Source organism: Micromonospora salmantinae (genome assembly GCF_022230905.1).
Lineage (GTDB): Bacteria > Actinomycetota > Actinomycetes > Mycobacteriales > Micromonosporaceae > Micromonospora > Micromonospora salmantinae.
Genome location: NZ_JAKKFG010000017.1, coordinates 1 through 24,737 on the forward strand (window position 1 = coordinate 1; position 24,737 = coordinate 24,737).

The 24,737-nt window shown below is 70.4% G+C and carries 22 protein-coding genes and 1 pseudogene; 21 read left to right on the plus strand and 2 right to left on the minus strand.

Annotation, left to right across the window (positions count from 1 at the left end):
• The 3 genes from PSH03_RS14780 to PSH03_RS14790 form a co-directional block, all read left to right on the plus strand.
• On the plus strand, window positions 1-771 hold a 771-nt coding region (locus PSH03_RS14780), incomplete at its 5' end, for a winged helix-turn-helix domain-containing protein (RefSeq protein ID WP_308194382.1).
• Between the two features lie 42 nt (window positions 772-813).
• Window positions 814-2,214 carry an MFS transporter gene (locus tag PSH03_RS14785; RefSeq protein WP_238689468.1) on the plus strand — a complete coding sequence of 467 codons (1,401 nt, stop codon included), beginning with the start codon at window positions 814-816 and terminating at the stop codon, window positions 2,212-2,214.
• Complete coding sequence (locus tag PSH03_RS14790; protein WP_238689469.1) at window positions 2,166-3,017, plus strand: menaquinone biosynthetic enzyme MqnA/MqnD family protein; 852 nt, start codon at window positions 2,166-2,168, stop codon at window positions 3,015-3,017. The genes PSH03_RS14785 and PSH03_RS14790 overlap by 49 nt, the downstream gene beginning before the upstream one ends.
• Window positions 3,018-3,077: 60 nt before the next feature.
• On the opposite strand, the gene PSH03_RS14795 is transcribed toward PSH03_RS14790, so the two are convergent.
• Window positions 3,078-4,040: a serine hydrolase gene (locus PSH03_RS14795; protein WP_238689470.1), complete on the minus strand. Its 963-nt coding sequence runs from the start codon at window positions 4,038-4,040 to the stop codon at window positions 3,078-3,080.
• A complete protein-coding gene (locus PSH03_RS14800; protein WP_210785478.1) occupies window positions 4,040-5,029 on the minus strand; it encodes a serine hydrolase in 990 nt (329 codons plus the stop codon). The genes PSH03_RS14795 and PSH03_RS14800 overlap by 1 nt, the downstream gene beginning before the upstream one ends.
• A 371-nt stretch (window positions 5,030-5,400) precedes the next feature.
• On the opposite strand from PSH03_RS14800, the gene paaA reads away from it, so the two are divergent.
• The 18 genes and pseudogenes from paaA to nuoH all read left to right on the plus strand — a co-directional run bounded on the left by paaA (window position 5,401) and on the right by nuoH (window position 24,737).
• Complete coding sequence (gene paaA, locus PSH03_RS14805; RefSeq protein WP_238689471.1) at window positions 5,401-6,477, plus strand: 1,2-phenylacetyl-CoA epoxidase subunit PaaA; 1,077 nt, start codon at window positions 5,401-5,403, stop codon at window positions 6,475-6,477.
• Entirely contained in the window at window positions 6,474-6,758 is a 285-nt protein-coding gene (gene paaB / locus PSH03_RS14810) for a 1,2-phenylacetyl-CoA epoxidase subunit PaaB (protein WP_238689472.1), read from the plus strand. Before paaA ends, paaB begins: the two co-directional genes overlap by 4 nt.
• On the plus strand, window positions 6,755-7,480 hold the full coding sequence (gene paaC, locus PSH03_RS14815) for a 1,2-phenylacetyl-CoA epoxidase subunit PaaC (protein WP_238689473.1): 726 nt from the start codon (window positions 6,755-6,757) through the stop codon (window positions 7,478-7,480). Before paaB ends, paaC begins: the two co-directional genes overlap by 4 nt.
• Complete coding sequence (gene paaD, locus PSH03_RS14820; protein WP_238689474.1) at window positions 7,474-7,950, plus strand: 1,2-phenylacetyl-CoA epoxidase subunit PaaD; 477 nt, start codon at window positions 7,474-7,476, stop codon at window positions 7,948-7,950. The genes paaC and paaD overlap by 7 nt, the downstream gene beginning before the upstream one ends.
• Window positions 7,947-9,056 (plus strand): 1,2-phenylacetyl-CoA epoxidase subunit PaaE, encoded by a 1,110-nt coding sequence (gene paaE / locus PSH03_RS14825; protein ID WP_238689475.1) that lies wholly within the window; start codon window positions 7,947-7,949, stop codon window positions 9,054-9,056. Before paaD ends, paaE begins: the two co-directional genes overlap by 4 nt.
• A 150-nt stretch (window positions 9,057-9,206) precedes the next feature.
• Window positions 9,207-10,397, plus strand: a complete 1,191-nt coding sequence (gene mqnC, locus PSH03_RS14830) for a cyclic dehypoxanthinyl futalosine synthase (RefSeq protein WP_238689476.1) — start codon at window positions 9,207-9,209, stop codon at window positions 10,395-10,397.
• Window positions 10,398-10,771: 374 nt separating this feature from the next.
• A pseudogene (locus PSH03_RS32870) lies at window positions 10,772-11,839 on the plus strand (cell wall anchor protein); the annotation flags it as partial.
• A gap of 786 nt (window positions 11,840-12,625) precedes the next feature.
• The gene (locus tag PSH03_RS14840; protein WP_196920656.1) at window positions 12,626-13,336 is read left to right on the plus strand and encodes a demethylmenaquinone methyltransferase; all 711 of its coding nucleotides are present in this window, start codon (window positions 12,626-12,628) and stop codon (window positions 13,334-13,336) included.
• Window positions 13,337-13,422: 86 nt separating this feature from the next.
• Entirely contained in the window at window positions 13,423-13,647 is a 225-nt protein-coding gene (locus tag PSH03_RS14845) for a hypothetical protein (protein ID WP_210785485.1), read from the plus strand.
• Window positions 13,648-13,786: 139 nt separating this feature from the next.
• Complete coding sequence (locus PSH03_RS14850) at window positions 13,787-15,064, plus strand: geranylgeranyl reductase family protein (protein ID WP_210785486.1); 1,278 nt, start codon at window positions 13,787-13,789, stop codon at window positions 15,062-15,064.
• A 135-nt stretch (window positions 15,065-15,199) separates the two neighbouring features.
• Window positions 15,200-15,565: an NADH-quinone oxidoreductase subunit A gene (locus PSH03_RS14855; protein ID WP_007454588.1), complete on the plus strand. Its 366-nt coding sequence runs from the start codon at window positions 15,200-15,202 to the stop codon at window positions 15,563-15,565.
• Window positions 15,566-15,579: 14 nt separating this feature from the next.
• Entirely contained in the window at window positions 15,580-16,257 is a 678-nt protein-coding gene (locus PSH03_RS14860; protein ID WP_124821345.1) for a NuoB/complex I 20 kDa subunit family protein, read from the plus strand.
• Window positions 16,254-16,991 (plus strand): NADH-quinone oxidoreductase subunit C, encoded by a 738-nt coding sequence (locus PSH03_RS14865; RefSeq protein WP_112620361.1) that lies wholly within the window; start codon window positions 16,254-16,256, stop codon window positions 16,989-16,991. The genes PSH03_RS14860 and PSH03_RS14865 overlap by 4 nt, the downstream gene beginning before the upstream one ends.
• A 55-nt stretch (window positions 16,992-17,046) precedes the next feature.
• Window positions 17,047-18,372 carry an NADH-quinone oxidoreductase subunit D gene (locus PSH03_RS14870; RefSeq protein WP_210785487.1) on the plus strand — a complete coding sequence of 442 codons (1,326 nt, stop codon included), beginning with the start codon at window positions 17,047-17,049 and terminating at the stop codon, window positions 18,370-18,372.
• Entirely contained in the window at window positions 18,369-19,568 is a 1,200-nt protein-coding gene (gene nuoE / locus PSH03_RS14875) for an NADH-quinone oxidoreductase subunit NuoE (protein ID WP_238689478.1), read from the plus strand. Before PSH03_RS14870 ends, nuoE begins: the two co-directional genes overlap by 4 nt.
• Window positions 19,565-20,881, plus strand: a complete 1,317-nt coding sequence (gene nuoF / locus PSH03_RS14880; protein ID WP_112585688.1) for an NADH-quinone oxidoreductase subunit NuoF — start codon at window positions 19,565-19,567, stop codon at window positions 20,879-20,881. The genes nuoE and nuoF overlap by 4 nt, the downstream gene beginning before the upstream one ends.
• Window positions 20,881-23,388, plus strand: a complete 2,508-nt coding sequence (locus tag PSH03_RS14885; RefSeq protein ID WP_210785489.1) for an NADH-quinone oxidoreductase subunit G — start codon at window positions 20,881-20,883, stop codon at window positions 23,386-23,388. The genes nuoF and PSH03_RS14885 overlap by 1 nt, the downstream gene beginning before the upstream one ends.
• On the plus strand, window positions 23,385-24,737 hold the full coding sequence (nuoH, locus tag PSH03_RS14890; protein ID WP_238689479.1) for an NADH-quinone oxidoreductase subunit NuoH: 1,353 nt from the start codon (window positions 23,385-23,387) through the stop codon (window positions 24,735-24,737). Before PSH03_RS14885 ends, nuoH begins: the two co-directional genes overlap by 4 nt.

The following is a 24,737-nucleotide window of genomic DNA, read 5'->3' on the forward strand; positions in this document are numbered from 1 at the left end:
GCGCCGCGCCGCGCCGCGCCGCAGAGACGCAAACCCGCGCTCGCCACTCAGGCCACCCCGCCAAGCCGTGCCCGCCGAAAAATCCGCCTGCTCGCGGCCGAAGGTAAAAGCGTGGCCGACGCGCGGTGGTCCGAGCGGGACGCGGGGGTGATGGCAGGTTGGCGGGGCTGCCGGGATCATGGGCGTATGACCGAGGCCCGCTCCGATTCACGCCGGATGACGATCAGCGACCCCCAGGTGATGCGGGCGATGGCCCATCCGGCTCGAATCGCGATCATGGAGCACCTGAACAGTCGCGAGAGTGGTGGGACTGCCACCGAATGTGCCGAGATCGTTGGGTTGTCGCCGAGCGCAACCAGTTACCACCTTCGTTCGCTGGCGAAGTTCGGCCTGGTTGAGCAGGCGCCGAGCCGGGGGGACGCGCGCGAGCGGTTGTGGCGTGTGCCGAGTGTGAGTGTGCTGGTCGAGGCGGGTCGTGATGCCGGGCCTGAGGCGCGTGCGGCCGAGCAGGCGCTGGTGGAGGCGCATGCGGTCCGGGCCATGGAGCGGACCCGGGACTGGTTGCGGCGCGCCGGGGACGAGCCGGCCGAATGGTACGACACCGCTCTGTTCACCGACACGCTGTTGCTCCTCACCGCCGACGAGTTGGCCGAGTTGAACGAGGCGGTGCTGGCGCTGCTCCGGCCGTATCACCCGCGGCGGCGGCAGGGTGCCCCACCGGCGGGGGCGCGCACGGTCGCGGTGCAGTACCGGACGGTGCCGTTGGCATAGCCAGGCTTGCATCAATCAGTTGTGAAGCATTATTTTCGAAGTATGTCCTTCACAACGGACGAGTCGCGCTGGTCGGACGTCTGGCTCGCCGCCGCTGCTCGAGGCACCACGATCTGCGGCGACTTCCTCGCCGCGACCGCGCTGGCGCTGGCGCTACAGGGTGCCGGTGCCGGCGGTCTGGCCGTATCGGGGCTGCTGTTGTCCGCCACCCTGCCCCTGGTGGTACTCGCCCCACTCGCGGGCCGACTCGCCGACCGGACGGACAGCCGTACCCTGCTGGTGACCATCGGGTTCGGGCAGGCCGCAATCTGCGCGCTCCTCGCCGTCATCGAGCAACCGGTACTGATGGTAGGGCTCGTCGCCCTGCTGGCCTGCGGGCTCGCGGTCACCCAACCCTGCCTCGCCGCGCTGCTGCCGGCGATGGTCCGCCCGGCCGACCTGCCGCGAGCCAGCGCGATCAGTCAGACCGCCGTCTCGCTCGGTGCGCTCGGCGGCCCGGTGCTGGCCGGCCTGCTGGTGGGACAGTTCGGCACCCGCGTACCGCTGCTTCTCGATGCCGCGACCTACCTGGCGCTCGTGGTCGCGGGCCTACTGCTGCGGACCCGACGCGGCGGCCGGCGGCCCGCCGCCGTGGGCAGCGAGGCCGTTGTGGGCAGCGGGGCCGCCGCCAGCCCGGCCACCACCGTGAGCAGCCCGGCCGTTCTGGGCGGCGTGGCAACCCCTGGGGGTACGGAGATCGGCTGGCGGCTGCGCCGCGATCCGCTGATGCTCGTCATGGTGGTGAGCACCGCCGTGGTGATCGCGGCGATCGGCGGCATCAACGTGATCGAGGTCTTCTTCATCCGGGAGACGCTGGGGGGCTCGGCGACCACGTACGGCCTGGTGAGTGCCGCATGGATGGCTGGCATGCTGCCGGGGACCTGGCTCGCCGTACGACTTGCCGGGCGGCTCGACGACGACGGCGCGTTGGTACGGGGGGTGCTGGCCACTCTGGCCGTGTGCAGCCTGATGGTGTTGCTGGCGGCGACGGTGCCGGCCGCAGGTGTGTTGGTGCCGCTCTGGCTGGTGGGGGGTGCGGCCAACGGTGGCGAGAACGTCTTCGCCAACCTGCTCACCGCTCGGCGGGTACCGGAGGCGATGCGCGCCCGGGCGTACGCCAGCTACGGCGCTGCGGTGCAGGGTGGCTCGATGGCCGGCTTCCTGATCGGCGGGGCGTTGCTCGCGGTCGTTCCGCCTCGGCCGCTGATCGCCGGTGCCGGTGTGGTCGGGCTGCTGGTGGTGCTGGTGTTCGTGCCGGTCGTGACCCGGGCGGTACGACGGTCGTCAAATGCGGGCTTGGCCACTCCGCGCCGGCCCGCCGAGCCGGAGCCAGCCGCCGGCGATACGGTCGGGCCATGGCTGAGCGCATCGCACGCCCGCGGGTCGGGCACATCCAGTTCCTGAACTGCCTGCCGATCTACTGGGGTCTGATGCGTTCCGGTGCCCTGCTCGACGTCGACCTGCACAAGGACTCGCCGGACCGGTTGAGTGCGGCGCTGGTCGCCGGCGACCTCGACATCGGCCCGATCACGCTGTTGGAGTATCTGAAGCACGCCGACGAGCTGCTGCTCCTGCCGGACCTGGCGGTCGGCAGCGACGGGCCGGTGCTCTCGGTCAACATGGTCTCCACCCGGCCGCTCGCCGAGCTGGACGGCGCCCGGGTGGCGCTCGGTTCGACCTCGCGGACCGGGGTCATGCTGGCTCAATTGCTGCTCGCCGAGCAGTACAACGTGCGGCCCGAGTACTTCCGCTGCCCGCCGGATCTGACCCAGATGCTGCTGGAGGCCGACGCCGCCGTGCTGATCGGGGACGTGGCGCTGCGGGCGTACTACGAGGCACCGCAGAAGGGCCTCACTGTCACCGACCTCGGCCAGGCGTGGCGGGAGTGGACCGGGCTGCCGATGGTCTTCGCCGTCTGGGCGGTCCGCCGCGATTTCGCCACCGCCCACCCGGGCCTGGTGAAGGAGGTGCACGAGGCCTTCCTGCGCTCGCGGGATCTCTGCCTGGCGGAGTTGGACCAGGTCGCCGAGGCGGCTGCCCGCTGGGAGACCTTCGACGCGGAGACGCTGGCCACGTACTTCCGTACCCTCGATTTTTCCCTTGGCGACCGGCAGGTCGCCGGGCTGCGCGAGTGGGCCCGACGGGCCGCCGCCATCGGCGAGGCCCCGGCGTTGCCGGACGGCGGCCCGGAGTTCTTCGCCGGCTGACCGCTGCCAGCCGGGCCGGCAAAGCCAACCGGCCCGGCGAAGCGCCGAGGCGCCAGGGGCTCAGGTGCCGGGGCGGAGCAGTGCCTCGGTGATCTTCTGGCAGTTCTTCATGCCGTAGTCGTAGCCCATGTTGATCGGGTACTTGACCATCACGCCCATCGTCCAGGTGTCACCGATGGCCAGGCAGTTGATGTGCATCTCCTGCTCCCTGGTCCGGTCGATCCACCCGTTCTTGATGGCGATCTTCTTCTGCTCGGCCGCCGGGAAGGCCTTGCGGATACCGAAGTCGCCGGCACCGCGAACCAGTTTCATCTCGTTGAGCAGCCACTTGGTCCACTTCGGCCCGGCGGCGGTGCCGGTGACGATGCAGTTGCCCATCCGAGCCGTGTCCCGGGGGGAGAGCGCCGTCCGGCTCCAGCCGCCGTCGGGGGCGACGCTGCTGTCGGTCAGTTTGCACATGGAGATGAGCCGCTTGATCGAGGCGTCCCGGTCGACCTGGTTGTAGAACTGTTCGGCCCGGGTGTTGTCGCTGTCCCGGATGATCCGGGTCGCGTCGGCGAGCTTCGCGTCGCTCGGGGTCTGGCCGGCGTCGGCCGCGCGACGCAGGTAGTCGGCGACGATCCATGCCTTGATCATCGAGGCGGTGGTGCTGGTCTCGCCCATGTTCTTCGAACCGATGATCTTCCCGGTTCGGCGGTCGAGGACGCTCCAGGAGTACCAGCCCTCGATGTTCAGATCGAGGTCCTTGGCCACGAAGGGCAGCGGCTCCAGCGACGGGCTGGGCTTCGGTGACGGCGAGGACGGCTGGCGGGCGCTGCGGTCGGTGCCGGCGCCGGTGGGGCGGTCGCTGGTGCCGGAGCCCGCGTCGCCCCACTTGGCTGCGGCGGACGACTCGAACGGCGAACCGGGCAGCAGCCGCAGCGACACCAGGACCAGCCCGATGAGGATGACCGCGACGGCGATCAGCCGAATCGGTGAAGCCTCGCCGCCGTTGCGCCGGTCGACCCGACGGTTACCGGCCATCAGAGCTTTCCGACCGGCTGCTGCGGCACCTTGAGCGCGGCGCCCGGCTGCGGGGTGACCAGTTGGGTGGCCACACTGGCGCAGACCTTCGCGCCGTAGTCCAGGCCGGTCCTGATCGGGTAGCGCAGCATCACCGCGAGGCTCCACTTGCTGGTGACGGCGAGGCAGTTGACGTGCCAGTTGCCGTCGCCGTAGATCGGGGTCCAGCCGTTCTTCATGCTGACCGGCCCCTGAGCGGTGATCGACTTCGGTAGGCCGTCGATGATCCCCCAGCGGCCACCGCCGGACTCGGTCTTCTGGTCCTTGGTCGCGGTGGTGCCCCTGACCTTGCTCATCTGATCCAACACCCACTTGGTCCACTTCGGGCCGGCAGCCTTACCGTCGGCGATGCAGTCGCCGACCCGGACCGCGTCGCGGGGAGACATCCGGGTATAGCTCCAGTAGCCGGTGTACGGCTTGGTGTTGCCGCGCTTGGTGTCGGTCAGCCCGCAGATCTTGATCGCCCGCTGGATCACCGCGTCGGGAATGCTGCTGGTCGAGGGCTTGTATGAGCCACCCGCGGCGGCGTGGACCTTGTTCGCCGCCCCGTCGTTGCTGTCGACGATGGCGAGTCGAGCCGCCTCCTTCAGCGCTGCGGGCGGCTCCTTGTCGCCGAGCTGCCGCAGGTAGTCGGAGACGATCCACGCTTTGATCATCGATTCGGTGGAGCTGGTCGCAGTCATGTTCGGCGACCCGGAGATCTTGCCCGTCTTCCGGTCCAGCAGAGCCCACGAGAAGAACTCACCCTTGAAGCTCACCGACACCGGGCCGGCCGCCAGGGTGGGTGGCGGCGGTGGGGTGGGTGCGGGCGCGGCGACGCTCGCCGTGCTTCCGCCGCCGCCTCCGCCGCTGCCGTCGCTGGCGAGTCGGGCGTACGCGGTGGGGACCAGTAGGACGCCGCCGAGCACGACCGCCGTGATGGCGAGCACCAGGGTCACGCGAGATCGCATGAGTGGCTGAACTCCAGGTGTCAGGGCCGGGGGGACCGGCTTGCCGTCGGGACGAATCGGGTGCGATCGCCGAGGCCGGGGGAGGTGGCCTCTGTGGAGATGTCGATGTCGGCAGCCGATCGGTTGACCGGCAGAAGTCTACGTCCGGACCGGCAGACCGCCAGGGTTCGACACTAGGCAACCTGCGATAAAGGCGGGATATGGGGCCGGTATGAGGTTTTTGCAGGGATTCACCTTTGTTTCGTGGCCTAAGTCACGACGACAGGGCGACCTCCAGGTAGCACAAAGCAGTCATTCGATTACGGATGGGATGCTCGGATTCCTGTTACACCCCCTGGCGCAACGTGGCGCAAGCTGTAACACTTAGCCTCATGTATGGCAACGACTTCTCCGCCCCGAACGGCACCCCGGACGAGGCGCCCGGCGGCCTGCTGGGCGAGGTCGAGGCCGCCGAGGCCGAGCTGCGGGCGGCGGCGACGCGCGGGCGGCGTGGCGGGCCCGCGCCGGACGAGGACCTGGCGGCGTACTTCGCCGAGGTGGTCGACGCCGAGCAGAAGATCGAACCCCGCGACTGGATGCCCGACGCGTACCGGCGGACGTTGATCCGGCAGATCGCCCAGCACGCCCACTCCGAGATCATCGGCATGCAGCCGGAGGGCAACTGGATCAGTCGGGCGCCGTCGCTCAAGCGCAAGGCGATCCTGCTGGCCAAGGTGCAGGACGAGGCGGGTCACGGCCTCTACCTCTACGCCGCCGCCGAGACCCTCGGCATCAGCCGCGACGAGCTGGTCCAACTGCTGCTCGACGGCCGCCAGAAGTACAGCTCGATCTTCAACTACCCCACCCTGAGCTGGGCCGACGTGGGCGCCATCGGGTGGCTGGTGGACGGCGCGGCGATCGTCAACCAGGTGCCGCTCTGCCGTTGCTCCTACGGCCCGTACGCCCGCGCGATGATCCGGGTCTGCAAGGAGGAGTCGTTCCACCAGCGGCAGGGCTACGAGATCCTGCACACCCTGGCGCACGGCACCCCAGCGCAGCAGGCGATGGCCCAGGACGCGGTGGACCGTTGGTGGTACCCGTCGCTGGCCATGTTCGGCCCGCCAGACGGCGACTCCACGCACTCCGCCCAGTCGATGGCCTGGAAGATCAAGCGCTTCTCGAACGACGATCTGCGCCAACGCTTCGTCGACATGTGCGTCCAGCAGGCCGAGATCCTCGGGCTGCGCATCCCCGACGCGGACCTGCGCTGGAACGACGAGCGGCAGGCGTACGACTACACCCAGCCGGACTACGACGAGCTGATGCAGGTGATCTCGGGCGACGGGCCGTGCAACCGGGAGCGGATGGCCCACCGCCGGGCCGCGCACACCGACGGCACCTGGGTACGCGAGGCCGCCGCGGCATACGCCGCGAAGCGGGCAGGACAGAAGGAGACGGTCGCAGCATGACGCAACACACCCCGCTCTGGGAGGTCTTCGTGCGGGCCCGGCGCGGGCTGTCGCACACGCACGTCGGCAGCCTGCACGCGCCCGACGCCGCGCTTGCCCTGCGCAACGCCCGCGACCTCTACACCCGCCGCCAGGAGGGCGTGTCGATCTGGGTGGTGCCGGCCGGTGCGATCACCGCGTCCAGCCCGGACGAGAAGGACTCCTTCTTCGACCCGGCCGCCGACAAGGTCTACCGCCACCCCACCTTCTACGAGGTGCCGGACGGGGTGGCCCACCTGTGAACGGGCCCTTCGACTTCACCCTCGCGCTCGCCGACGACGCGTTGGTCGCGGCCCAGCGGTTGGCCGAGTGGACCACCCGTGCCCCGGAGATGGAAGAGGACATCGCGCTGGCCAACATCGCCCTCGACCAGCTCGGCGCGGCGCGCCTGCTGCTGTCGTACGCGGGCGAGCTGGAGGGCGCCGGCCGCGACGAGGACGCGCTGGCGTACCTGCGCGACGACCGGGAGTTCCGCAACGCGCTAGTGGTCGAGCTGCCCAACGACGACTTCGCGGTGACGATGGCGAAGCTTTTCTTCCTGGCCGCGTACCAACTGCCGCTCTACACGGCGCTGGCCGGCTGCGCGGACGAGCGGTTGGCCGCGATCGGCGCGAAGGCACGCAAGGAGTCGGCGTACCACCTGGACCATGGCGCGCTGTGGGTGAAGCGGCTCGGTGACGGCACCGAGGAGTCGCATCGCCGGATGCAGGCGGCCGTCGACAAGGTGTGGCCGTACACCCACGAGTTGTTCGCCGCGGACCCGGCGGCACCGGTCGACCCGGCCACCCTGCGGCCGGCGTTCGACGAGGTCGTCGGCCCGGTGCTGGCCGAGGCGACGCTCATCCAGCCGGACAGCGCCTGGGCCCCGGCCGGTGGGCGGGCCGGTGTGCACACCGAGCACCTGGCCTACCTGCTCGCCGAGATGCAGGTGCTGCACCGCGCCCACCCCGGAGCGAAGTGGTGAACCCCAGGGAGGCGGCCGCGTCGGTGGTGGACCCGGAGATCCGGGTCATCACCATCGACGAGCTGGGCATCCTGCGGGCGGTCGAGGAGGATCCGGCCAGTGGCCGGGTCACCGTCACCATCACCCCGACCTACACCGGCTGCCCGGCGATGGATGTGATCCGGGCCGACATCCGCCGCGCGCTCACCGCCGCCGGCCACCCGGACGCGCAGGTCCAGACCGTCTACAGCCCACCGTGGAGCACCGACTGGATCTCCGAGCGTGGGCGGACCAAGCTCGCTGCCGCCGGGATCGCCCCACCGGCCCCGGTGCCCGCCGCCGGCGTCGTGTCGCTGACGCTGGCGGTCCGCTGCCCGCAGTGCGGCTCGCCGGAGACCGAGCAGGTCAGCCGGTTCGGCTCCACCGCGTGCAAGGCGTTGTGGCGGTGCCGTTCCTGCTCCGAACCCTTCGACCACCTGAAGGCGCTGTGACTGTCACCATCACCCGCCCGGTTCGCCGCCGGCCGGTCTTCCACCCGTTGACCGTCGCCGCCGTCGACCGGCTCACCGACGACTCCGTGGCGGTGACCTTCGCCGTACCCGAGGAACTGCGGGAGACCTTCGCGTTCCGCGCCGGTCAGCACCTCACAGTGCGGCGAGCCGCGGAGGACGGCGCGGACGTGCGCCGGTCGTACTCGATCTGTTCCACCCCCGACGACCTGGCCCGGCACGGCCGGTTGCGGATCGGGGTGCGGGAGATCCCCGGCGGCGCCTTCTCGGCGTTCGCCTGCGGGGCGCTGCGCGGCGGCGACACCGTCGAGGTGCTGCCGCCGCTGGGCACCTTCACCACGGCGTTCGCGCCGGACCGGGTGCGGCACTACGGCGCTGTCGTCGCCGGCTCCGGCATCACCCCGGTGCTCGGGCTGGTCGCGACCGCCCTGGCCGTCGAGCCGGCCAGCACCTTCACACTGGTGTACGGCAACCGCACGGCGAACACTGTGATGTTCGCCGAGGAGTTGGCCGACCTGAAGGACCGTTACCCCACCCGGCTGCACCTGGTGCACGTCCTCTCCCGGGAACAGGGCGAGTCGCCGCTGCTCTCCGGTCGGATCGACGCCGAACGGCTGGGCCGGTTGCTGGGCACCATCGTGCCGGACGACCTGATCGAGGAGTGGTTCCTCTGCGGCCCGTACGGCATGGTGGTCGACGTCCGGGACGTGCTGACCGCACGTGGGCTGCCCGAGTCGGCGGTGCACACCGAGCTGTTCCACGTCGACACGCCGCCGGAGCCGGTGCGCCGGCCGGTCGACCAGGCGGGCGCCGGGGCCGAGGTGACCATCGTCCTGGACGGCCGGTCGTCGAGCTTCACCATGGGCCGCGAGGAACGGGTGCTGGACGCCGCGCTGAAGGTGCGGGGCGAGCTGCCGTACGCCTGCAAGGGTGGCGTCTGCTCGACCTGCAAGGCGAAGGTCGTCGACGGCGCGGTCACGATGGCCCGCAACTACGCGTTGGAGCCCGACGAGCTGGCCGCCGGCTACGTGCTGACCTGCCAGTCCAGCCCGACAACCGACAAGCTCACCGTCGACTACGACGCGTGACGACGCCGAATGCGCCGATCTTGCAGTTTCGGTTGTCGAGATGAGTGGGATGCCCCTTATGTCGCGACAGAAAGTGCAAGATCGCGGAGACGGTGCCAGCCCTGAGCACCCCTCCGGGCCAGGGCGCGGGACCGGCGTAGGCTCGGGGGCGTGACGGTGAGCCGGGAGATCGACGACATCCTGCAGCGCGGCGCGGACGGCGGGCGGATCACGCCCGAGGGGGCGCTGCTGCTCTACACCGAGGCGCCCTTCCACGCGTTGGGCGAGGCGGCGGACGCGGTGCGTCGGCGACGCTACCCGGACAACGTCGTCACCTACCTGATCGACCGCAACATCAACTACACGAACGTCTGCGTGACGGCGTGCAAGTTCTGCGCGTTCTACCGGGCGCCCAAGCACAAGGAAGGGTGGACCCACCCGACCGAGGAGATCCTTCGCCGGTGCGGCGAGGCGGTCGAGCTGGGCGCCACCCAGGTGATGCTCCAGGGCGGGCACCACCCGGACTACGGAGTGGAGTACTACGAGGAGCTGTTCTCCTCGGTCAAGCAGGCGTACCCACAGCTGGTCATCCACTCGATCGGCCCCAGCGAGATCCTGCACATGGCCAAGGTCTCCGGGGTGAGCCTGGACGAGGCCATCGCCCGGATCAAGACCGCCGGCCTGGACTCGATCGCCGGCGCCGGCGCGGAGATGCTGCCCGAGCGGCCCCGCAAGGCCATCGCCCCCCTCAAGGAGTCGGGCGAGCGCTGGCTGGAGGTCATGGAGCTGGCCCACCGGCAGGGCATCGAGTCGACCGCCACCATGATGATGGGCACCGGCGAGACGCACGCCGAGCGGATCGAGCACCTGCGCATGATCCGCGACGTGCAGGACCGCACCCGCGGTTTCCGGTCCTTCATCCCGTGGACGTACCAGCCGGAGAACAACCACCTCAAGGGCCGCACCCAGGCGACCACCTTGGAATACCTGCGCCTGGTCGCGGTGGCCCGGCTCTTCTTCGAGACCGTGCCGCACCTGCAGGCGTCCTGGTTGACCACCGGCAAGGACGTCGGGCAGCTCTCGCTGCACATGGGCGTCGACGACCTCGGCTCGATCATGCTGGAGGAGAACGTCATCTCCTCCGCCGGTGCCCGGCACCGCTCCAACCTGCACGAGCTGATCGGCATGATCCGCTCCGCGGACCGGATCCCGGCGCAGCGTGACACTCTCTACAACCGGCTCGCCGTGCACCACACGCCGGCCGACGACCCGACCGACGAGCGGGTGGTCTCGCACTTCTCCTCGATCGCGCTGCCCGGCGGCGGCGCGGGCCGATCCCTGCCCCTGGTGGACGTCAGCTGACTGTCGACACCCGGCCGTTCGGCTGATCGACGCTCATGCTCCCGCCGGATCACCCCGGCGGTACGGGTGGTCCCCGCCGCCGCAGCGTCAGCCTGTCCGCTGCGGGGCTGGTGGAGATGATCGTCGGCCGCTAGCGTCCCGGCTCATATCCGTCACCACCGTCGACGGACGAGGCTGTCCTCCATCGGCCCGCTGCGGGTCGTTCATATAACGCACGGCAGTACGGGCGGGATGGGTGACCATCCCGCCCGTACTGTCTGCCCAGCTCGGACCGGACGGATGAAAACGGCTCCGCCTGCTGGTGTGGAAGATCGGCCTCCGATAACGTCCGCTCGTTCCGCAACCATTCTTTCTTCCCTACCCCCGGGGGACTGATGACAGCGTTCCACCGCTCGACGCTGGTGCGCGCCAGTGTCGTGGCGCTGCTCGCGGCCGGCGGCATCGCCGCCGCGGCCGCACCAGTGCTTGCGGCCGAGGAGGCCGATCTGGCCCTGGTGCCGCTCAGCTACAACCTGGCCAAGGGTGTGACGGAGGCCAAGAGCAAGCCGTTCAAGTTCTCGGTCGACAACACCCGGAGCAAGGAAGACGCCAAGGGCGTCAGTTACACAGTGGACACCAGCAAACTGAAGACGAACAAGGTTCGGGTAGTGGTACCCGACGGCTGCCGGGTGAACGGCAAGAAGTTCACCTGCCGCCTCGGCGACCTGGCCGCCGGCACCAGCGAGGACTTCGGTATCCCGGTCTTCTCCACCGGTGGTAAGGGCGCCGCCGGCACTCTGGTGGTCACCATCCGCTCGGCCACCGAGGACCCCAACGAGGAAGACAACAAGGTCGAGCACGACATCACCGTCACCGAGCCCGGGTACGACCTGACCAGTTGGGTGCAGGACGTCAACGCGAACGTCGTGGTGAACGGCGTCAACGGCGACGACCCCGACCTTCGGCCGGTGCGGCCGGGCGAGACGGTGCCGGTCGACTGGGCGGTCTACAACGACGGCAGCCGCAAGGCCACCGGCCTCGCCTACGTGCTGACCCTCCCGGCGGGCGTCACCTTCGACACCCTGCCGGACACGTGCACCACGCAGACCTTCGGCGTCACTCAGGCGCTCTGCCAGGACGACGGCGCGGTGATCCGGCCCGGTGACTACTACACCGCGGACATCAAGGTGACCGTCGGCAAGGACGTCACCGAGCCGGTGCTGCGGGTCGGCGAGCTTGTGGCACACGGCCTGGACGCGGCGGCCGGCAAGCCCGAGGAGCAGCCGCGGCGGGCCAACACCGCCCAGCGGAAGGCCTTCACCGAGATCGACGAGGGCGACAACCAGGCGATCTTCGACGTCTTCGTCGACCTGGCCGTCGACCCGACGCCGACGCCCACGCCGACGGCCACCCCGACGGCCACCCCGACGGGATCGCCGACCCCGACGCCGACGGTCACCCCGACCCCGACGCCCACGGTCACCCCGACGCCGACGCCGACGGTCACTCCGACCGAGTCGCCGACGCCGACGCCGACGGTCACCCCGACCGAGTCGCCGACGCCGACGGCCACTCCGACGGAGTCGCCGACCCCGACCCCGACGCCGACGGTCACCCCGACGGAGACGCCGACCCCGACCCCGACGCCGACGGCCACTCCGACCGAGTCGCCGACGCCGACGGTCACCCCGACCGCGACGGTCAGCCCGACCGTGACGCCGACCGCGACGGTCAGCCCGACCGCGACGCCGACCGTGACGGCCAGCCCGACCGTGACGCCGACCGGGACGGTCAGCCCGACCGTGACGGCCACGCCGACGCCGATCCCCAGCGGTACGACGACGCCGGGCACTACCGTCTCGCCGGGTACCGGTGGTGACCCCGCCGGTGGTGGCTCGGGCGGTGGCGGCCTGCCGGTGACCGGTGTGCAGGTCGGCCTGATCGGTGGGATCGGCGTGGTCATCCTGCTGGTGGGTGGGGCGCTGCTGGTGCTCACCCGTCGCCGCAAGGTGGTCCTGGTCTCGCCGGCCGACGAGAAGTCGACCGACTGACACCGGTGCCCTGACCGGCGGCGCGCCGGCGAGGCGCGACCGCGACGGGTGCGATGGCGACAGGCGTTCGGACCGAGGTGTCACGGACGCGGGCACGACGCGAGGGCGGGGTGGGCGACCACCCCGCCCTTTCGCGTACGGGGTTCGTGCCGCCCACCCAGCGAACGTCGGTTGGCGGGCGGCTGGCAGAGTGAGGGGGTGAGCCGTACCCCGCAGGGCCAGCGCGCCAGTCTGGACAAGCAGCCGCACGAGGTCGCCGCGATGTTCGACGGCGTGGCAGAGCGTTACGACCTGACCAACACGGTGATTTCGCTGGGCCAGGACCGTTCCTGGCGGCGGGCCACCCGCGCGGCGCTCGGGCTGCGGCCGGGCGAGCGGGTGCTGGACGTGGGCGCGGGCACCGGCGTCTCGACGCGCGAGCTGGCCCAGTCCGGGGCGTACGCGGTCGGGGTCGACCTGTCGCTCGGCATGCTGCACACCGGCAAGAGGGCGCGGCCCGAGGTGCCGCTGCTGGCCGGAGACGCGCTGCGGCTGCCGTTCGCCGACGCCAGCTTCGACGCGGTGACCATCTCCTTTGCGCTGCGCAACGTCAACGACACCGACGCGGCGCTGCGTGAGTTGGCCCGGGTGACCCGGCCGGGCGGCCGGTTGGTGGTCTGCGAGTTCAGCACCCCGGTCAACCCGGTCTTCCGGACGGTCTACCTGTCGTACCTGATGCGGTCGCTGCCGGCGGTGGCCCGCACGGTGTCGAGCAACCCCGAGGCGTACGTCTATCTCGCCGAGTCGGTCCGGGCCTGGCCGGCACAGTCCGCGCTGGCCGGCCGGGTGGCCGCAGCCGGGTGGGGGCGCGTGGCGTGGCGCAACCTGACCGGTGGCGTGGTGGCCCTGCACCGGGGGATCCGCGAGTAGCGAGCGGACCGCACCGACCGCTACGGACATTATTCAGGTTCCGTAAATATCGGACTTGGTCCACTTTGCCCGGTACGCTCGATCGCATGACCGGAGCACACCCGGCGGACCCGGTGGCCGCCACCGACGACGACGCGGCCGAACTCATCTCTCAGTTGCGCGACTTGGCCGGGGCCGACCCGGTGGAGGTCCGGCAGGTGGTCGCCGAGGTGTTGGCCGCACTGGACCGGGCGGCGGGTGGGGCGCTCCGCGAGCATCTGCCGGAGACAATTCGGGTCGACGCGGGCTTGGACGCCTCCAGCCCGGCCTGACACCTGACCGCTGTGGACGGTGATGAGCTGTCACATCGGCGAGTTAGGTACCCCTGATCCTGCGCTGGTATGACGCCGGTCATACACTCGTCCCGTCTGGCTTGTGAAGCATTTCACGAGCGTGCGGGAGGAGGCGCGAATGACCGCGGTGGAACATGACGCCGACGTCATTGTCGTGGGCGCCGGTCCCGGTGGGTCAGCGACTGCGTACCACCTGGCCCGGCACGGCGTACGGGTGCTGTTGTTGGAGAAGACCGAGTTCCCCCGGGAAAAGGTCTGCGGCGACGGGTTGACCCCGCGCGCCGTGCGCCAGCTCGTCCGGATGGGTGTGGACACCTCGCCCGAGGCGGGCTGGCTGCACAACCGCGGCCTGCGGGTCATCGGCGGCGGGGTGCGCCTCGAACTGGACTGGCCGGAGCTGGCCAGCTTCCCCAACTACGGTCTGGTGCGCACGCGGCTGGACTTCGACGACCTGCTCGCCCAGCGGGCGGTGGCCGCCGGCGCGAAACTGCGGACCAACGTCAACGTGCTAGGCCCGGTGCTCGACGGCGACGGCCGCGTCACCGGCGTCGAGGCGGAGGTCGGGCCGGGCAAGGAGCCCACCACCTTCCACGCCCCGCTGGTCGTCGCGGCGGACGGCGTCTCCGGCCGGTTCCCGCTCGCGCTCGGGCTGGCCAAGCGGGAGGACCGGCCGATCGGCGTCGCCGTCCGCCGCTACTACCGCTCGCCGGCCAAGCACGAGGACAACTACCTGGAGTCCTGGCTGGAGCTGCGCAGCAAGGACAGCGGCGACAACCTGCTGCCCGGGTACGGCTGGATCTTCGGCCTCGGTGACGGGCGGGTCAACGTCGGGCTCGGCGTGCTCAACTCGTCCTCGGCGTTCGGCAAGACCAACTACCGCCGGCTGCTCACCGACTGGCTCGCCAACACCCCGGAAGACTGGGGGATGACCGACGAGACCAACGCCGACGGCCCGATCCTCGGTGCCGCGCTGCCGATGGGCTTCAACCGGGTGCCCCACTACACCCGGGGTGTGCTGCTGGTCGGCGACTCGGGCGGCATGGTCAACCCGTTCAACGGCGAGGGCATCGCGTACGCGATGGAGTCCGGCGAACTGGCCGCGGAGGTCATGGTCCAGGCCCTCGCCCGCCCGGCAGGGCCGGAACGCGAGCGCGCGCTGCTGGCGTACCCGAACGAGCTGAAGGCCCGGCTCGGCGGCTACTACCGGCTGGGCGGCATCTTCGTGAAACTGATCGGCCGCCCCGAGATCATGCGGATCGCCACCAAACACGGCATGCCGCACCCGACGCTGATGCGTTTCGTGCTCAAGCTGTTGGCCAACCTGACCGACCCGCGCGGCGGGGACGCGATGGATCGGGTCATCAACGCGATGACGAAGGCCGCCCCAGCCGTATAAGTAGGACGGCATCGGCGCTGGTCACGGCACCGATGCCGACAAAGATCGACCCCCGCCGACTGCCACTGCGAGGGACGTGAATAGTGTGATTTTCGTCAAGCACCGAGGGCAGGGAAGGACGAGCAGGAGAAAACGATGTCGCTCTCGCCTTACGCACCGATCATCGGGCTGTTCGCCCTCGCCGCGGCGTTCTCGCTGTTTTCCGTTGGCGCCGCCCGCTTCGCCGGTCCCCGTCGCTACAACAAGGCCAAACTCGAGGCTTACGAGTGCGGCATCGAGCCCAGCCCGCAGCCGGTCGGCGGCGGGCGGTTCCCGATCAAGTTCTACCTGACGGCGATGCTCTTCATCGTCTTCGACATCGAGATCATCTTCCTCTACCCCTGGGCGGTCTCGTTCGACGCTCTGCCGATCTTCGGCTTCGTGGAGATGGTCCTGTTCATCGTCGCGGTCTTCGTTGCGTACGCCTACGTGTGGCGGCGCGGCGGCCTGGACTGGGACTGAGGAAGGAACGTCAGATGGGCATCGAGGAGAAGCTTCCCGCCGGCGTCCTGCTCACCTCGGTGGAGAAGCTGGTCAACTGGTCTCGGAAGTCGTCCGTGTGGGGCGCCACCTTCGGCCTGGCCTGCTGCGCCATCGAGATGATGGCCGCCGGTGGTCCGCACTACGACATGGGCCGCTGGGGCATGGAGGTCTTCCGGGCGTCGCCCCGGCAGGCCGACCTGATGATCGTGGCCGGCCGGGTGAGTCAGAAGATGGCCCCGGTGCTGCGCCAGATCTACGACCAGATGGCCGAGCCGCGCTGGGTGCTCTCGATGGGCGTCTGCGCCAGCAGCGGCGGCATGTTCAACAACTACGCGATCGTGCAGGGCGTCGACCACGTGGTGCCCGTCGACATGTACCTGCCCGGCTGCCCGCCCCGGCCGGAGATGCTCATCGACGCGATCCTCAAGCTCCGCGAGAAGATCATGTATGAGCCGCTGGGCCCGAACGGCCGCAAGATGCTGGCGGCCCGCCAGGAGCGCGGCGACGTTCCGATCGTGCCCTACGGCTCGATGCCCTCCTCGTACCGCAGCGACAAGGCCCGGCGCGCCGAGTGGACCCGGGCGGTCCGCGAGGGCCGCGAGGAGCAGCTGCGCATCGAGAACTGGATGAACGCTCAGAACCACCTCCACCCGCAGGCAGGCCCGAAATGACGTCACCCACGGACAAGCCAAACGACGGCGGAGTGCCGCTGCCGGTGGTGCCGGCCGGCGCCACCAGTGGTGCCCCCGCCGAGTTCCCGCCGGCCAGCCCGGCTGGTCGCGGGATGTTCGGCAACCAGGGCACCGGCGACGTGTCCGGCTACGGCGGCCTGGTCCGCCAGCGCCAGCCCATCGAGGAGGCGTCCCGGCCGTACGGGGGCTACTTCGACGAGGTCCGCGACGCGCTGGAGGAGGCGTACCCGGCCTTCAACGACGCGATCGAGAAGGTAGTTGTCGACCGGGGTGAGCTGACCCTGCACGTACGCCCGGAGCGGATCGCCGAGGTGTGCCAGGTGATGCGGGACGACCTGGCGCTGCGGTTCGAGCTGTGCTCCTCGGTGTCCGGTGCGGACTACCTGGGCGCCGACGAACGCCGGCTGCACGTGGTCTACCTGCTCACCTCGATGACGTACCGGCGGCGGGTCCGGCTGGAGGCTGCGGTCTCCGTCGAGGCCCCGCACCTGCCCAGCGTGACCGCCATCTACCCGACGGCGGACTGGCAGGAGCGCGAGGCGTACGACATGTTCGGCATCGTCTTCGACGGCCACCCCAACCTGACCCGGATCCTCATGCCGGACGACTGGGAGGGCCACCCGCAGCGCAAGGACTACCCGCTCGGCGGCGTCCCCGTCGAGTACAAGGGCGCGGAGATCCAGCCGCCGAACGAGCGGAGGTCGTACCAGTGAGCGCGAGGAGTGCAGCGGGTCGGAGCCCCGCAGTCGCGATCGGAGGGCCGGCACTGTGACGACGTCGAACTACGCCAGCGAGCGCGAAACCGACGAGGGCCGGGTCTTCACCGTCACCGGTGGGGACTGGGACACGATCGTCTCGGGCACCGACCCGATCAACGACGAGCGCATCGTTGTCAACATGGGTCCGCAGCACCCGTCCACGCACGGGGTGCTGCGGCTGATCCTGGAGCTGGAGGGCGAGACGGTCCGCGAGGCCCGCTCGGTCATCGGCTACCTGCACACCGGCATCGAGAAGAACCTCGAATACCGCAACTGGGTCCAGGGCTCGACGTTCGTCACCCGGATGGACTACCTCGCCCCGATCTTCAACGAGACGGCGTACGCCCTCGCGGTCGAGAAGCTGCTCGGCATCACCGACGACATCACCGAGCGGGCCACCACGATCCGCGTGCTGATGATGGAGCTCAACCGGATCTCGTCGCACCTGGTCTGGCTGGCCACCACCGGCATGGAGCTGGGCGCGATCTCGATCATGCTGTACGGCTTCCGCGAGCGGGAGTACATCCTCGACATCTTCGAGACCATCACCGGCCTGCGGATGAACCACGCGTACGTGCGGCCGGGCGGTGTGGCGCAGGACGTGCCGGACGACGCGATCGTCAAGATCCGCGAGTTCCTCAAGATGATGCCGAAGAAGCTCAAGGAGTACGAGGACCTCCTCTCCGGCCAACCGATCTGGACCGAGCGGACGAAGAACGTCGCGGTGCTGGACGTCACCGGCTGTGTGGCGCTCGGCATCACCGGCCCCGTGCTGCGCTCCGCCGGCCTCGCCTGGGACCTGCGCAAGACCATGCCGTACTGCGGCTACGAGACGTACGAGTTCGACGTGCCGACCCACCCCGACGGTGACGTGTGGGGTCGCTACCAGGTCCGGCTCGCCGAGATCCGGGAGTCGATGAAGCTGGTCGAGCAGGCGCTGGACCGGCTCCGTCCGGGCCCGGTGATGGTCGCCGACCGCAAGATCGCCTGGCCGGCGCAGCTCGCCATCGGCGTGGACGGCATGGGCAACTCGCTGGAGCACGTCGCGAAGATCATGGGTCAGTCGATGGAGTCGCTGATCCACCACTTCAAGCTGGTGACCGAGGGCTTCCGGGTCCCGCCCGGCCAGGTGTACGTCGCCATCGAGGCGCCCCGCGGCGAGCTGGGCGTCCACGCGGTCTCCGACGGTGGCACCCGGCCCTACCGGGTGCACTACCGGGAGCCGAGCTTCGTCAACCTGCAGGCCCTCCCGGCGATGGCCGAGGGCGGTCTGATCGCCGACGTGATCGCCGGCGGCGCCTCGTTGGACCCGGTGATGGGTGGGTGTGACCGATGACGACGACTTTCACTGACGAGACCCGGGAGCGGGCGCGCGACATCATCGCCCGTTACCCGGCGGACCGGTCCCGCTCGGCGTTGCTGCCGCTGCTGCACCTGGTGCAGGCCGAAGAGGGGTACGTCTCCCCGGCCGGGGTCGCGTTCTGCGCCGAGGTGCTGGGGCTGAACAAGGCCCAGGTCGGCGCGGTGGCCACCTTCTACACGATGTACAAGCGCAAGCCGACCGGTGACTTCCTGGTCAGCGTCTGCACCAACACGATGTGCAACGTGCTCGGTGGCCAGGAGGTCTACGACACCCTCGCCGAGCACCTCGGCGTCGGGCACGACGAGACCACAGCGGACGGCACGATCACGCTGGAGCACGCCGAGTGCCTGGCGGCGTGCGACTACGGCCCGGTGATGACCGTCAACTACGACTTCTTCGACGGCGTGGACGCCTCCACCGCTGTCGGTGTGGTCGACGAGCTGCGGGCCGGCGGTCGGCCGATGCCGACCCGGGGTGCGCGGCTCTGCACGCTCAAGGAGATGGCGGTGCAGCTCGCCGGTTTCGCCGACGAGCGCGACGGTGCGGTCGCCGACGGCGGGCCGGGCGAGCCCACCCTGCGCGGGCTGCGGCTGGCCCAGCAGCACGGCGTCTCGGTGCCGGGCTTCGACCCGAACACCCCGATCCGCAGCAAGGCCGAGGCCGACAAGGCCGCCGCCGAGGCGAAGGCGAAGGCGGACGCCGCCAAACCGGCGCCCGTCGAGGCCAGCGCGGCGCCGGTCAAGGGTGGCGACGGGGCGTCCGCCCCGACGGGGGCGGCCGGGGTCGCCGGGCCGGCGAAGCCGGCAGAGACCACCGAGCCGGCGAAGCCAGAGGCCGCCAGTGGCAGCACCACGCGGGACGTCAAGGCACCGGACGACAAGTCGCCGCAGGTGCGTACCGCCGAGACCCGGCAGCCGGACGCAAGCACGGCAGTGCCGGACGCCCCTGGCACGAAGGTCCCGACGGACGGCACCGGCACCGCGCCCGCGGCTGGCGACGCGCGGTCGGCCGAGGCCGCCGGCGTGGCGGCCAACGCGCCGGCCGGCGACGGCAAGCCCGCCGGCGACGAGGCCGGGGCGCAGGAGCGCAACCTCACCGAAGCGAAGGCTGGGACGGACGCCGACGGCGCCGGACCGGCGGACGCGAACGAAACGGGGGCCCAGAAGTGACCACTCCCCGCCCGGAGACGCTGGCCAAGCTGACGCCGGTGCTGACCAAGCGCTGGCTCTCGCCGGACGCCTGGCGCATCGGCACGTACGAGCAGTTGGACGGCTACGCCGCGCTGCGCAAGGCGCTCAAGGCCCACCCGGACGACCTGATCCAGTTGATCAAGGATTCCGGGCTGCGGGGCCGTGGCGGCGCCGGCTTCCCCACCGGCCTCAAGTGGGGCTTCATTCCGCAGGGCGACGGCAAGCCGCACTACCTGGTGGTCAACGCCGACGAGGGCGAGCCGGGCACCTGCAAGGACCTGCCGCTGATGACCCACGACCCGCACGCGCTGGTCGAGGGCGTCATCATCGCGTCGTACGCGATCCGGGCCGCCCGCGCCTACATCTACATCCGGGGCGAGGCGGTGCACGCCGCGCGTCGGCTGCGCAACGCGGTCCAGGAGGCGTACGACAAGGGTTACCTGGGCCGGAACATCCTGCGCAGCGGCTACGACCTGGAGCTGGTGGTGCACTCCGGCGCCGGGGCGTACATCTGCGGCGAGGAGACGGCGCTGCTGGACTCGCTGGAGGGGTTCCGGGGTCAGCCCCGGCTGCGCCCGCCGTTCCCGGCCACCCACGGCCTGTACGCGAGCCCGACGGTGGTGAACAACGTCGGCACCATCGCCAGCGTGCCGCCGATCGTGCTCGGTGGGGCCGACTGGTGGAAGAGCATGGGCACCGAGAAGTCCTCCGGGCCGATGATCTACTCGCTCTCCGGCCGGGTCGCCAACCCGGGCCAGTACGAGTGCTCGATGGGTGTCACGTTGCGCGAGCTGCTGGAACTGGCCGGCGGCATGCAGCCCGGTCACAACCTGCGGTTCTGGACCCCGGGCGGCTCGTCCACCCCGCTGCTCGCCGCCGAGCACCTGGACGTGCCACTGGACTTCGAGGGGGTGGCGGCGGCCGGCTCGATCCTCGGCACCACTGCCACCCAGATCTTCTCCGACCAGGACTGCCCGGTCTACGCGACGTACCGGTGGCTGGAGTTCTACCACCACGAGTCGTGCGGCAAGTGCACCCCGTGCCGTGAGGGCAACTACTGGATGGTCCGGGTCTACCGGCGGATCCTCGCCGGTCAGGGCACCCACGAAGACCTGGACACCCTGCTGGACACCTGCGACAACATCCTCGGCCGCTCGTTCTGCGGTCTGGGTGACGGCGCGACCAGCTCGGTCACCTCCTCGCTGCAGTACTTCAAGCAGGACTACCTCGACTACATCGAGGGTCGGACCGCACCCAAGCTGTCGGAGAAGACCCTGGTAGGGGCGCACTGATGACCGACGTAGCCAAGCAGACCGAGACCGTCACCCTCACCATCGACGGCGTCGAGGTCACCGCCCCCAAGGGGACGCTGCTGATCCGGGTCGCCGAGCAGATGGGCACCGAGATCCCCCGGTTCTGCGACCACCCGCTGCTGGCCCCGGCCGGCGCGTGCCGGCAGTGCCTGGTCGAGGTGGAGGGCCAGCGCAAGCCGGTCGCCTCCTGCACCCAGACCGTCGCCGACGGCATGGTCGTGCGTACCCAGATCACCTCCCCGGTTGCCAAGAAGGCGCAGGAGGGGGTGATGGAGCTGCTGCTGCTCAACCACCCGCTGGACTGCCCGATGTGTGACAAGGGCGGCGAGTGCCCGCTCCAGAACCAGGCGATGTCCACCGGCCGCACCGACTCGCGCTTCCACGAGCACAAGCGGGAGTACGAGAAGCCGATGGCGATCAGCAGCCAGGTGCTGCTGGACCGCGAGCGGTGCGTGCTCTGCCAGCGGTGCACCCGGTTCTCCGAGGAGATCGCCGGCGACAAGTTCATCGACCTGATGGGCCGGTCGTCCGCCGAAGAGATCAACATCTACCGGGACGACGCGTACGGCGAAGAGGGCGACGCCGGCGACGTTCCGTTCAACTCCTACTTCTCCGGCAACACGGTGCAGATCTGCCCGGTGGGCGCGCTGACCGGTGCCCAGTACCGCTTCCGCGCCCGCCCGTTCGACCTGGTCTCCAGCCCGAGCGTCTGCGAGCACTGCTCGGCCGGCTGCGGGCAGCGCACCGACTGGCGGCGCGGCAAGGTCCTGCGTCGGCTGGCCGGCGACGAGCCGGCGGTGAACGAGGAGTGGAACTGCGACAAGGGCCGCTGGGGCTTCCAGTACACCCGGGCCGCCGACCGGCTGACCACCCCGCTGGTCCGCGACGAGCACACCGGTGAGCTGCGCGAGGCGTCCTGGAGTGAGGCGCTCACCGTTGCCGCCGAGGGGCTGCACATCGCCCGGGAGAGCGGGCAGGGCACTGCGGTGCTCACCGGCGGTCGGCTGACCGTCGAGGACGCCTACGCCTACGCCAAGTTCGCCCGGGTCGCGTTGAACACCAACGACATCGACTTCCGGGCCCGCCCGGTCTCCCGCGAGGAGGCCGACTTCCTGGCCAGCTCGGTCGCCGGGGTCACCGACGTCACCTACACCGACGTGGAGAACGCGCCGGCGGTGGTGCTGGTGGGCCTGGAGCCCGAGGAGGAGTGCCCGATCCTCTTCCTGCGGCTGCGCAAGGCGTACCTGAAGAAGACCCTGACGGTGTACGCGCTGGCGCCCTTCGCCACCCGCGGCCTGGAGAAGCTCGGTGCCAAGCTGGCCCGGGTGGTGCCGGGCGAGGAGGCCAGCGTGCTCGCCGAGCACGCCACTGTCAGCGAGGCGCTGAGCGCACCGGGCGCGATCCTGATCGTCGGCGAGCGGCTGGCCACCGTACCGGGTGGGCTCTCCGCCGCGGCCGACGTGGCCCGGCGTACCGGCGCGAAGCTGGCCTGGGTGCCGCGGCGCGCGGGTGACCGCGGCGCTGTCGACGCGGGCTGCCTGCCCAACCTGCTCCCCGGTGGACGCCTGGTCACCGAGCCGGCCGCCCGGGCCGAGCTGGGTGAGGCGTGGGACATCCCGGCCGGGGTGATCCCGAGCCAGGCCGGTCGGGACACCGACGGCATCCTGACCGCGGCCGCCAACGGGCAGCTCGGCGCGCTCGTCGTCGGCGGTGTCGACCCGGCCGACCTGGCCGACCCGCGACTGGCCGAGTCCGCCCTGGACGCGGTGCCGTTCCTGGTCAGCCTGGAGCTGCGCGCCAGCGCGGTGACCCGGCGGGCGAACGTGGTGCTGCCGGTCGCCCCGGTGGCCGAGAAGGCCGGAAGCTTCCTGGACTGGGAGGGCCGGCTGCGCCCGTTCGAGGCGGTGCTGAACACCGCGGCGATGACCGACGGCCGGGTGCTCGACGCGCTGGCCGCGCTGCTAGACGTACGCCTCGGCACGGCCGACGTGCTGAGCGTCCGTCGTGAGCTGGGCACGCTGCCGGCGACGCGGATGTCCCGGCCGGCCGCGCCGTCGGTCGCACCGGGCCCGGTGCCGCAGCCGAACGCCGGGGAGGCCGTGCTGGCCACCTGGCACCAGCTGGTGGACCTCGGCACCCTGACCGAGGGCGACGAGAACCTCGCCGGCACCGCTCGCCCGCCGGTGGTCCGGCTGGGTAAGGGCACCGCCGAGGCGCTCGGTGTGGTCGACGGTGACGCGGTCACTGTCGGCACCGACCGTGGGGCGCTGACCCTGCCGGCGGAACTCACCGAGATGCCGGACGGCGTGGTCTGGCTGCCGACCAACTCACCCGGCTCGACAGTGCGGCGCAGCCTCGGGGCGACGTCCGGCGCGGTCGTCCGGATCTCCGTCCCCGCACCGAGTACGGCCATCCCGGCCGGACGCGTGGCGGCTGACGAGACCGGTCTCCCGGGTCCGCTCCTCAACTCCGGGGGTAACCAGTGAGTCCGATCTACCTGGCCCAGGATCCGACGCTGGCCGACTTCGGCCGGGATCCGTGGTGGCTGGTTCTCGGCAAGATTGTCTTCGCGTTCGCCTTCGGTCTGCTGGCCACCCTGCTCGGCGTCTGGTTCGAACGGCGCGTGGTCGGTTACATGCAGGTGCGGCCCGGCCCCAACCAGGTCGGCCCGTTCGGCCTGCTGCAGACCCTCGCCGACGGCCTGAAGATGGCCTTCAAGGAGGACATCCTCCCGAAGGCGGCCGACAAGGTCGTCTACTTCTTCGCCCCGACCATCTCGGTGATCTGCGCGGTCACCGCCTTGTCGGTGGTGCCGTTCGGCCCGATGGTGAGCATCTTCGGTCACCACACGCCGTTGCAGGTCACCGATGTGCCGGTGGCGGTGCTGCTGCTGCTCGCCTGCTCCTCGATGGGCGTCTACGGCATCGTGCTTGGTGGCTGGGCCTCCGGCTCGACGTACCCGCTGCTGGGTGGTCTCCGGTCGAGCGCCCAGATGATCTCCTACGAGGTCGCCATGGGGCTCAGCATCGTGGCGGTCTTCATGACCGCCGGCACGATGAGCACCAGCGGGATCGTCGCCGCTCAGGGCGACGGCACCCAGCTGACCATCTTCGGCCAGACCGTCCCGGCGCCGGGCTGGTACGCGATCCTGCTGCTGCCGAGCTTCATCATCTTCTTCATCGCCACTGTGGGTGAGACCAACCGGGCGCCGTTCGACCTGCCCGAGGCCGAGTCCGAGCTGGTCGCCGGCTTCATGACTGAATACAGCTCGCTGAAGTTCGCGCTCTTCATGCTCAGCGAGTACGTCGCGATGGTGACCATGTCCGCGGTCACCACCACGCTGTTCCTGGGCGGTTGGCGAGCGCCCTGGCCGATCACCATCTGGGAGGGCGCCAACTCCGGTTGGTGGCCGATGCTCTGGTTCTTCGGCAAGGTGATCGCGCTGGTCTTCGTCTTCGTGTGGTTGCGTGGCACGCTGCCCCGGCTGCGGTACGACCAGTTCATGCGGCTCGGCTGGAAGGTGCTGCTGCCGATCAACCTGGTCTGGATCCTGGTCCTGTCGGGCCTGCGCTCCATCGAGGACTGGGACACCCGCGGCAAGGTGATCGCCGTCGGCATCCCGGCCGGCATCCTGCTGGTCGCCACGATCTTCTGGCCCAGCCGGAAGCCGAAGCCGAAGCCGACGACGCAGGAACAGGTCGACAACCGGCCGCACGGGAGCTTCCCGCTGCCGCCGATGGATCTTCAGGTACCACCGAGCCCGCGCATCACGCGCGTGGTCGCCGAGCGGGAGCCGGCCAACATCGTTGCCGGCTCGGACTCCAGGGAGGTGTGA

Coding starts and splice junctions, on each gene's coding strand:
- PSH03_RS14785 (WP_238689468.1), top strand. CDS start 814: ATGTCCTTCACAACGGACGAGTCGCGCTGGTCGGACGTCTGGCTCGCC.
- PSH03_RS14790 (WP_238689469.1), top strand. CDS start 2,166: ATGGCTGAGCGCATCGCACGCCCGCGGGTCGGGCACATCCAGTTCCTG.
- PSH03_RS14795 (WP_238689470.1), bottom strand. CDS start 4,040: ATGGCCGGTAACCGTCGGGTCGACCGGCGCAACGGCGGCGAGGCTTCA.
- PSH03_RS14800 (WP_210785478.1), bottom strand. CDS start 5,029: ATGCGATCTCGCGTGACCCTGGTGCTCGCCATCACGGCGGTCGTGCTC.
- paaA (WP_238689471.1), top strand. CDS start 5,401: ATGTATGGCAACGACTTCTCCGCCCCGAACGGCACCCCGGACGAGGCG.
- paaB (WP_238689472.1), top strand. CDS start 6,474: ATGACGCAACACACCCCGCTCTGGGAGGTCTTCGTGCGGGCCCGGCGC.
- PSH03_RS14845 (WP_210785485.1), top strand. CDS start 13,423: ATGACCGGAGCACACCCGGCGGACCCGGTGGCCGCCACCGACGACGAC.
- PSH03_RS14850 (WP_210785486.1), top strand. CDS start 13,787: ATGACCGCGGTGGAACATGACGCCGACGTCATTGTCGTGGGCGCCGGT.
- PSH03_RS14855 (WP_007454588.1), top strand. CDS start 15,200: ATGTCGCTCTCGCCTTACGCACCGATCATCGGGCTGTTCGCCCTCGCC.
- PSH03_RS14860 (WP_124821345.1), top strand. CDS start 15,580: ATGGGCATCGAGGAGAAGCTTCCCGCCGGCGTCCTGCTCACCTCGGTG.
- PSH03_RS14865 (WP_112620361.1), top strand. CDS start 16,254: ATGACGTCACCCACGGACAAGCCAAACGACGGCGGAGTGCCGCTGCCG.
- nuoE (WP_238689478.1), top strand. CDS start 18,369: ATGACGACGACTTTCACTGACGAGACCCGGGAGCGGGCGCGCGACATC.
- PSH03_RS14885 (WP_210785489.1), top strand. CDS start 20,881: ATGACCGACGTAGCCAAGCAGACCGAGACCGTCACCCTCACCATCGAC.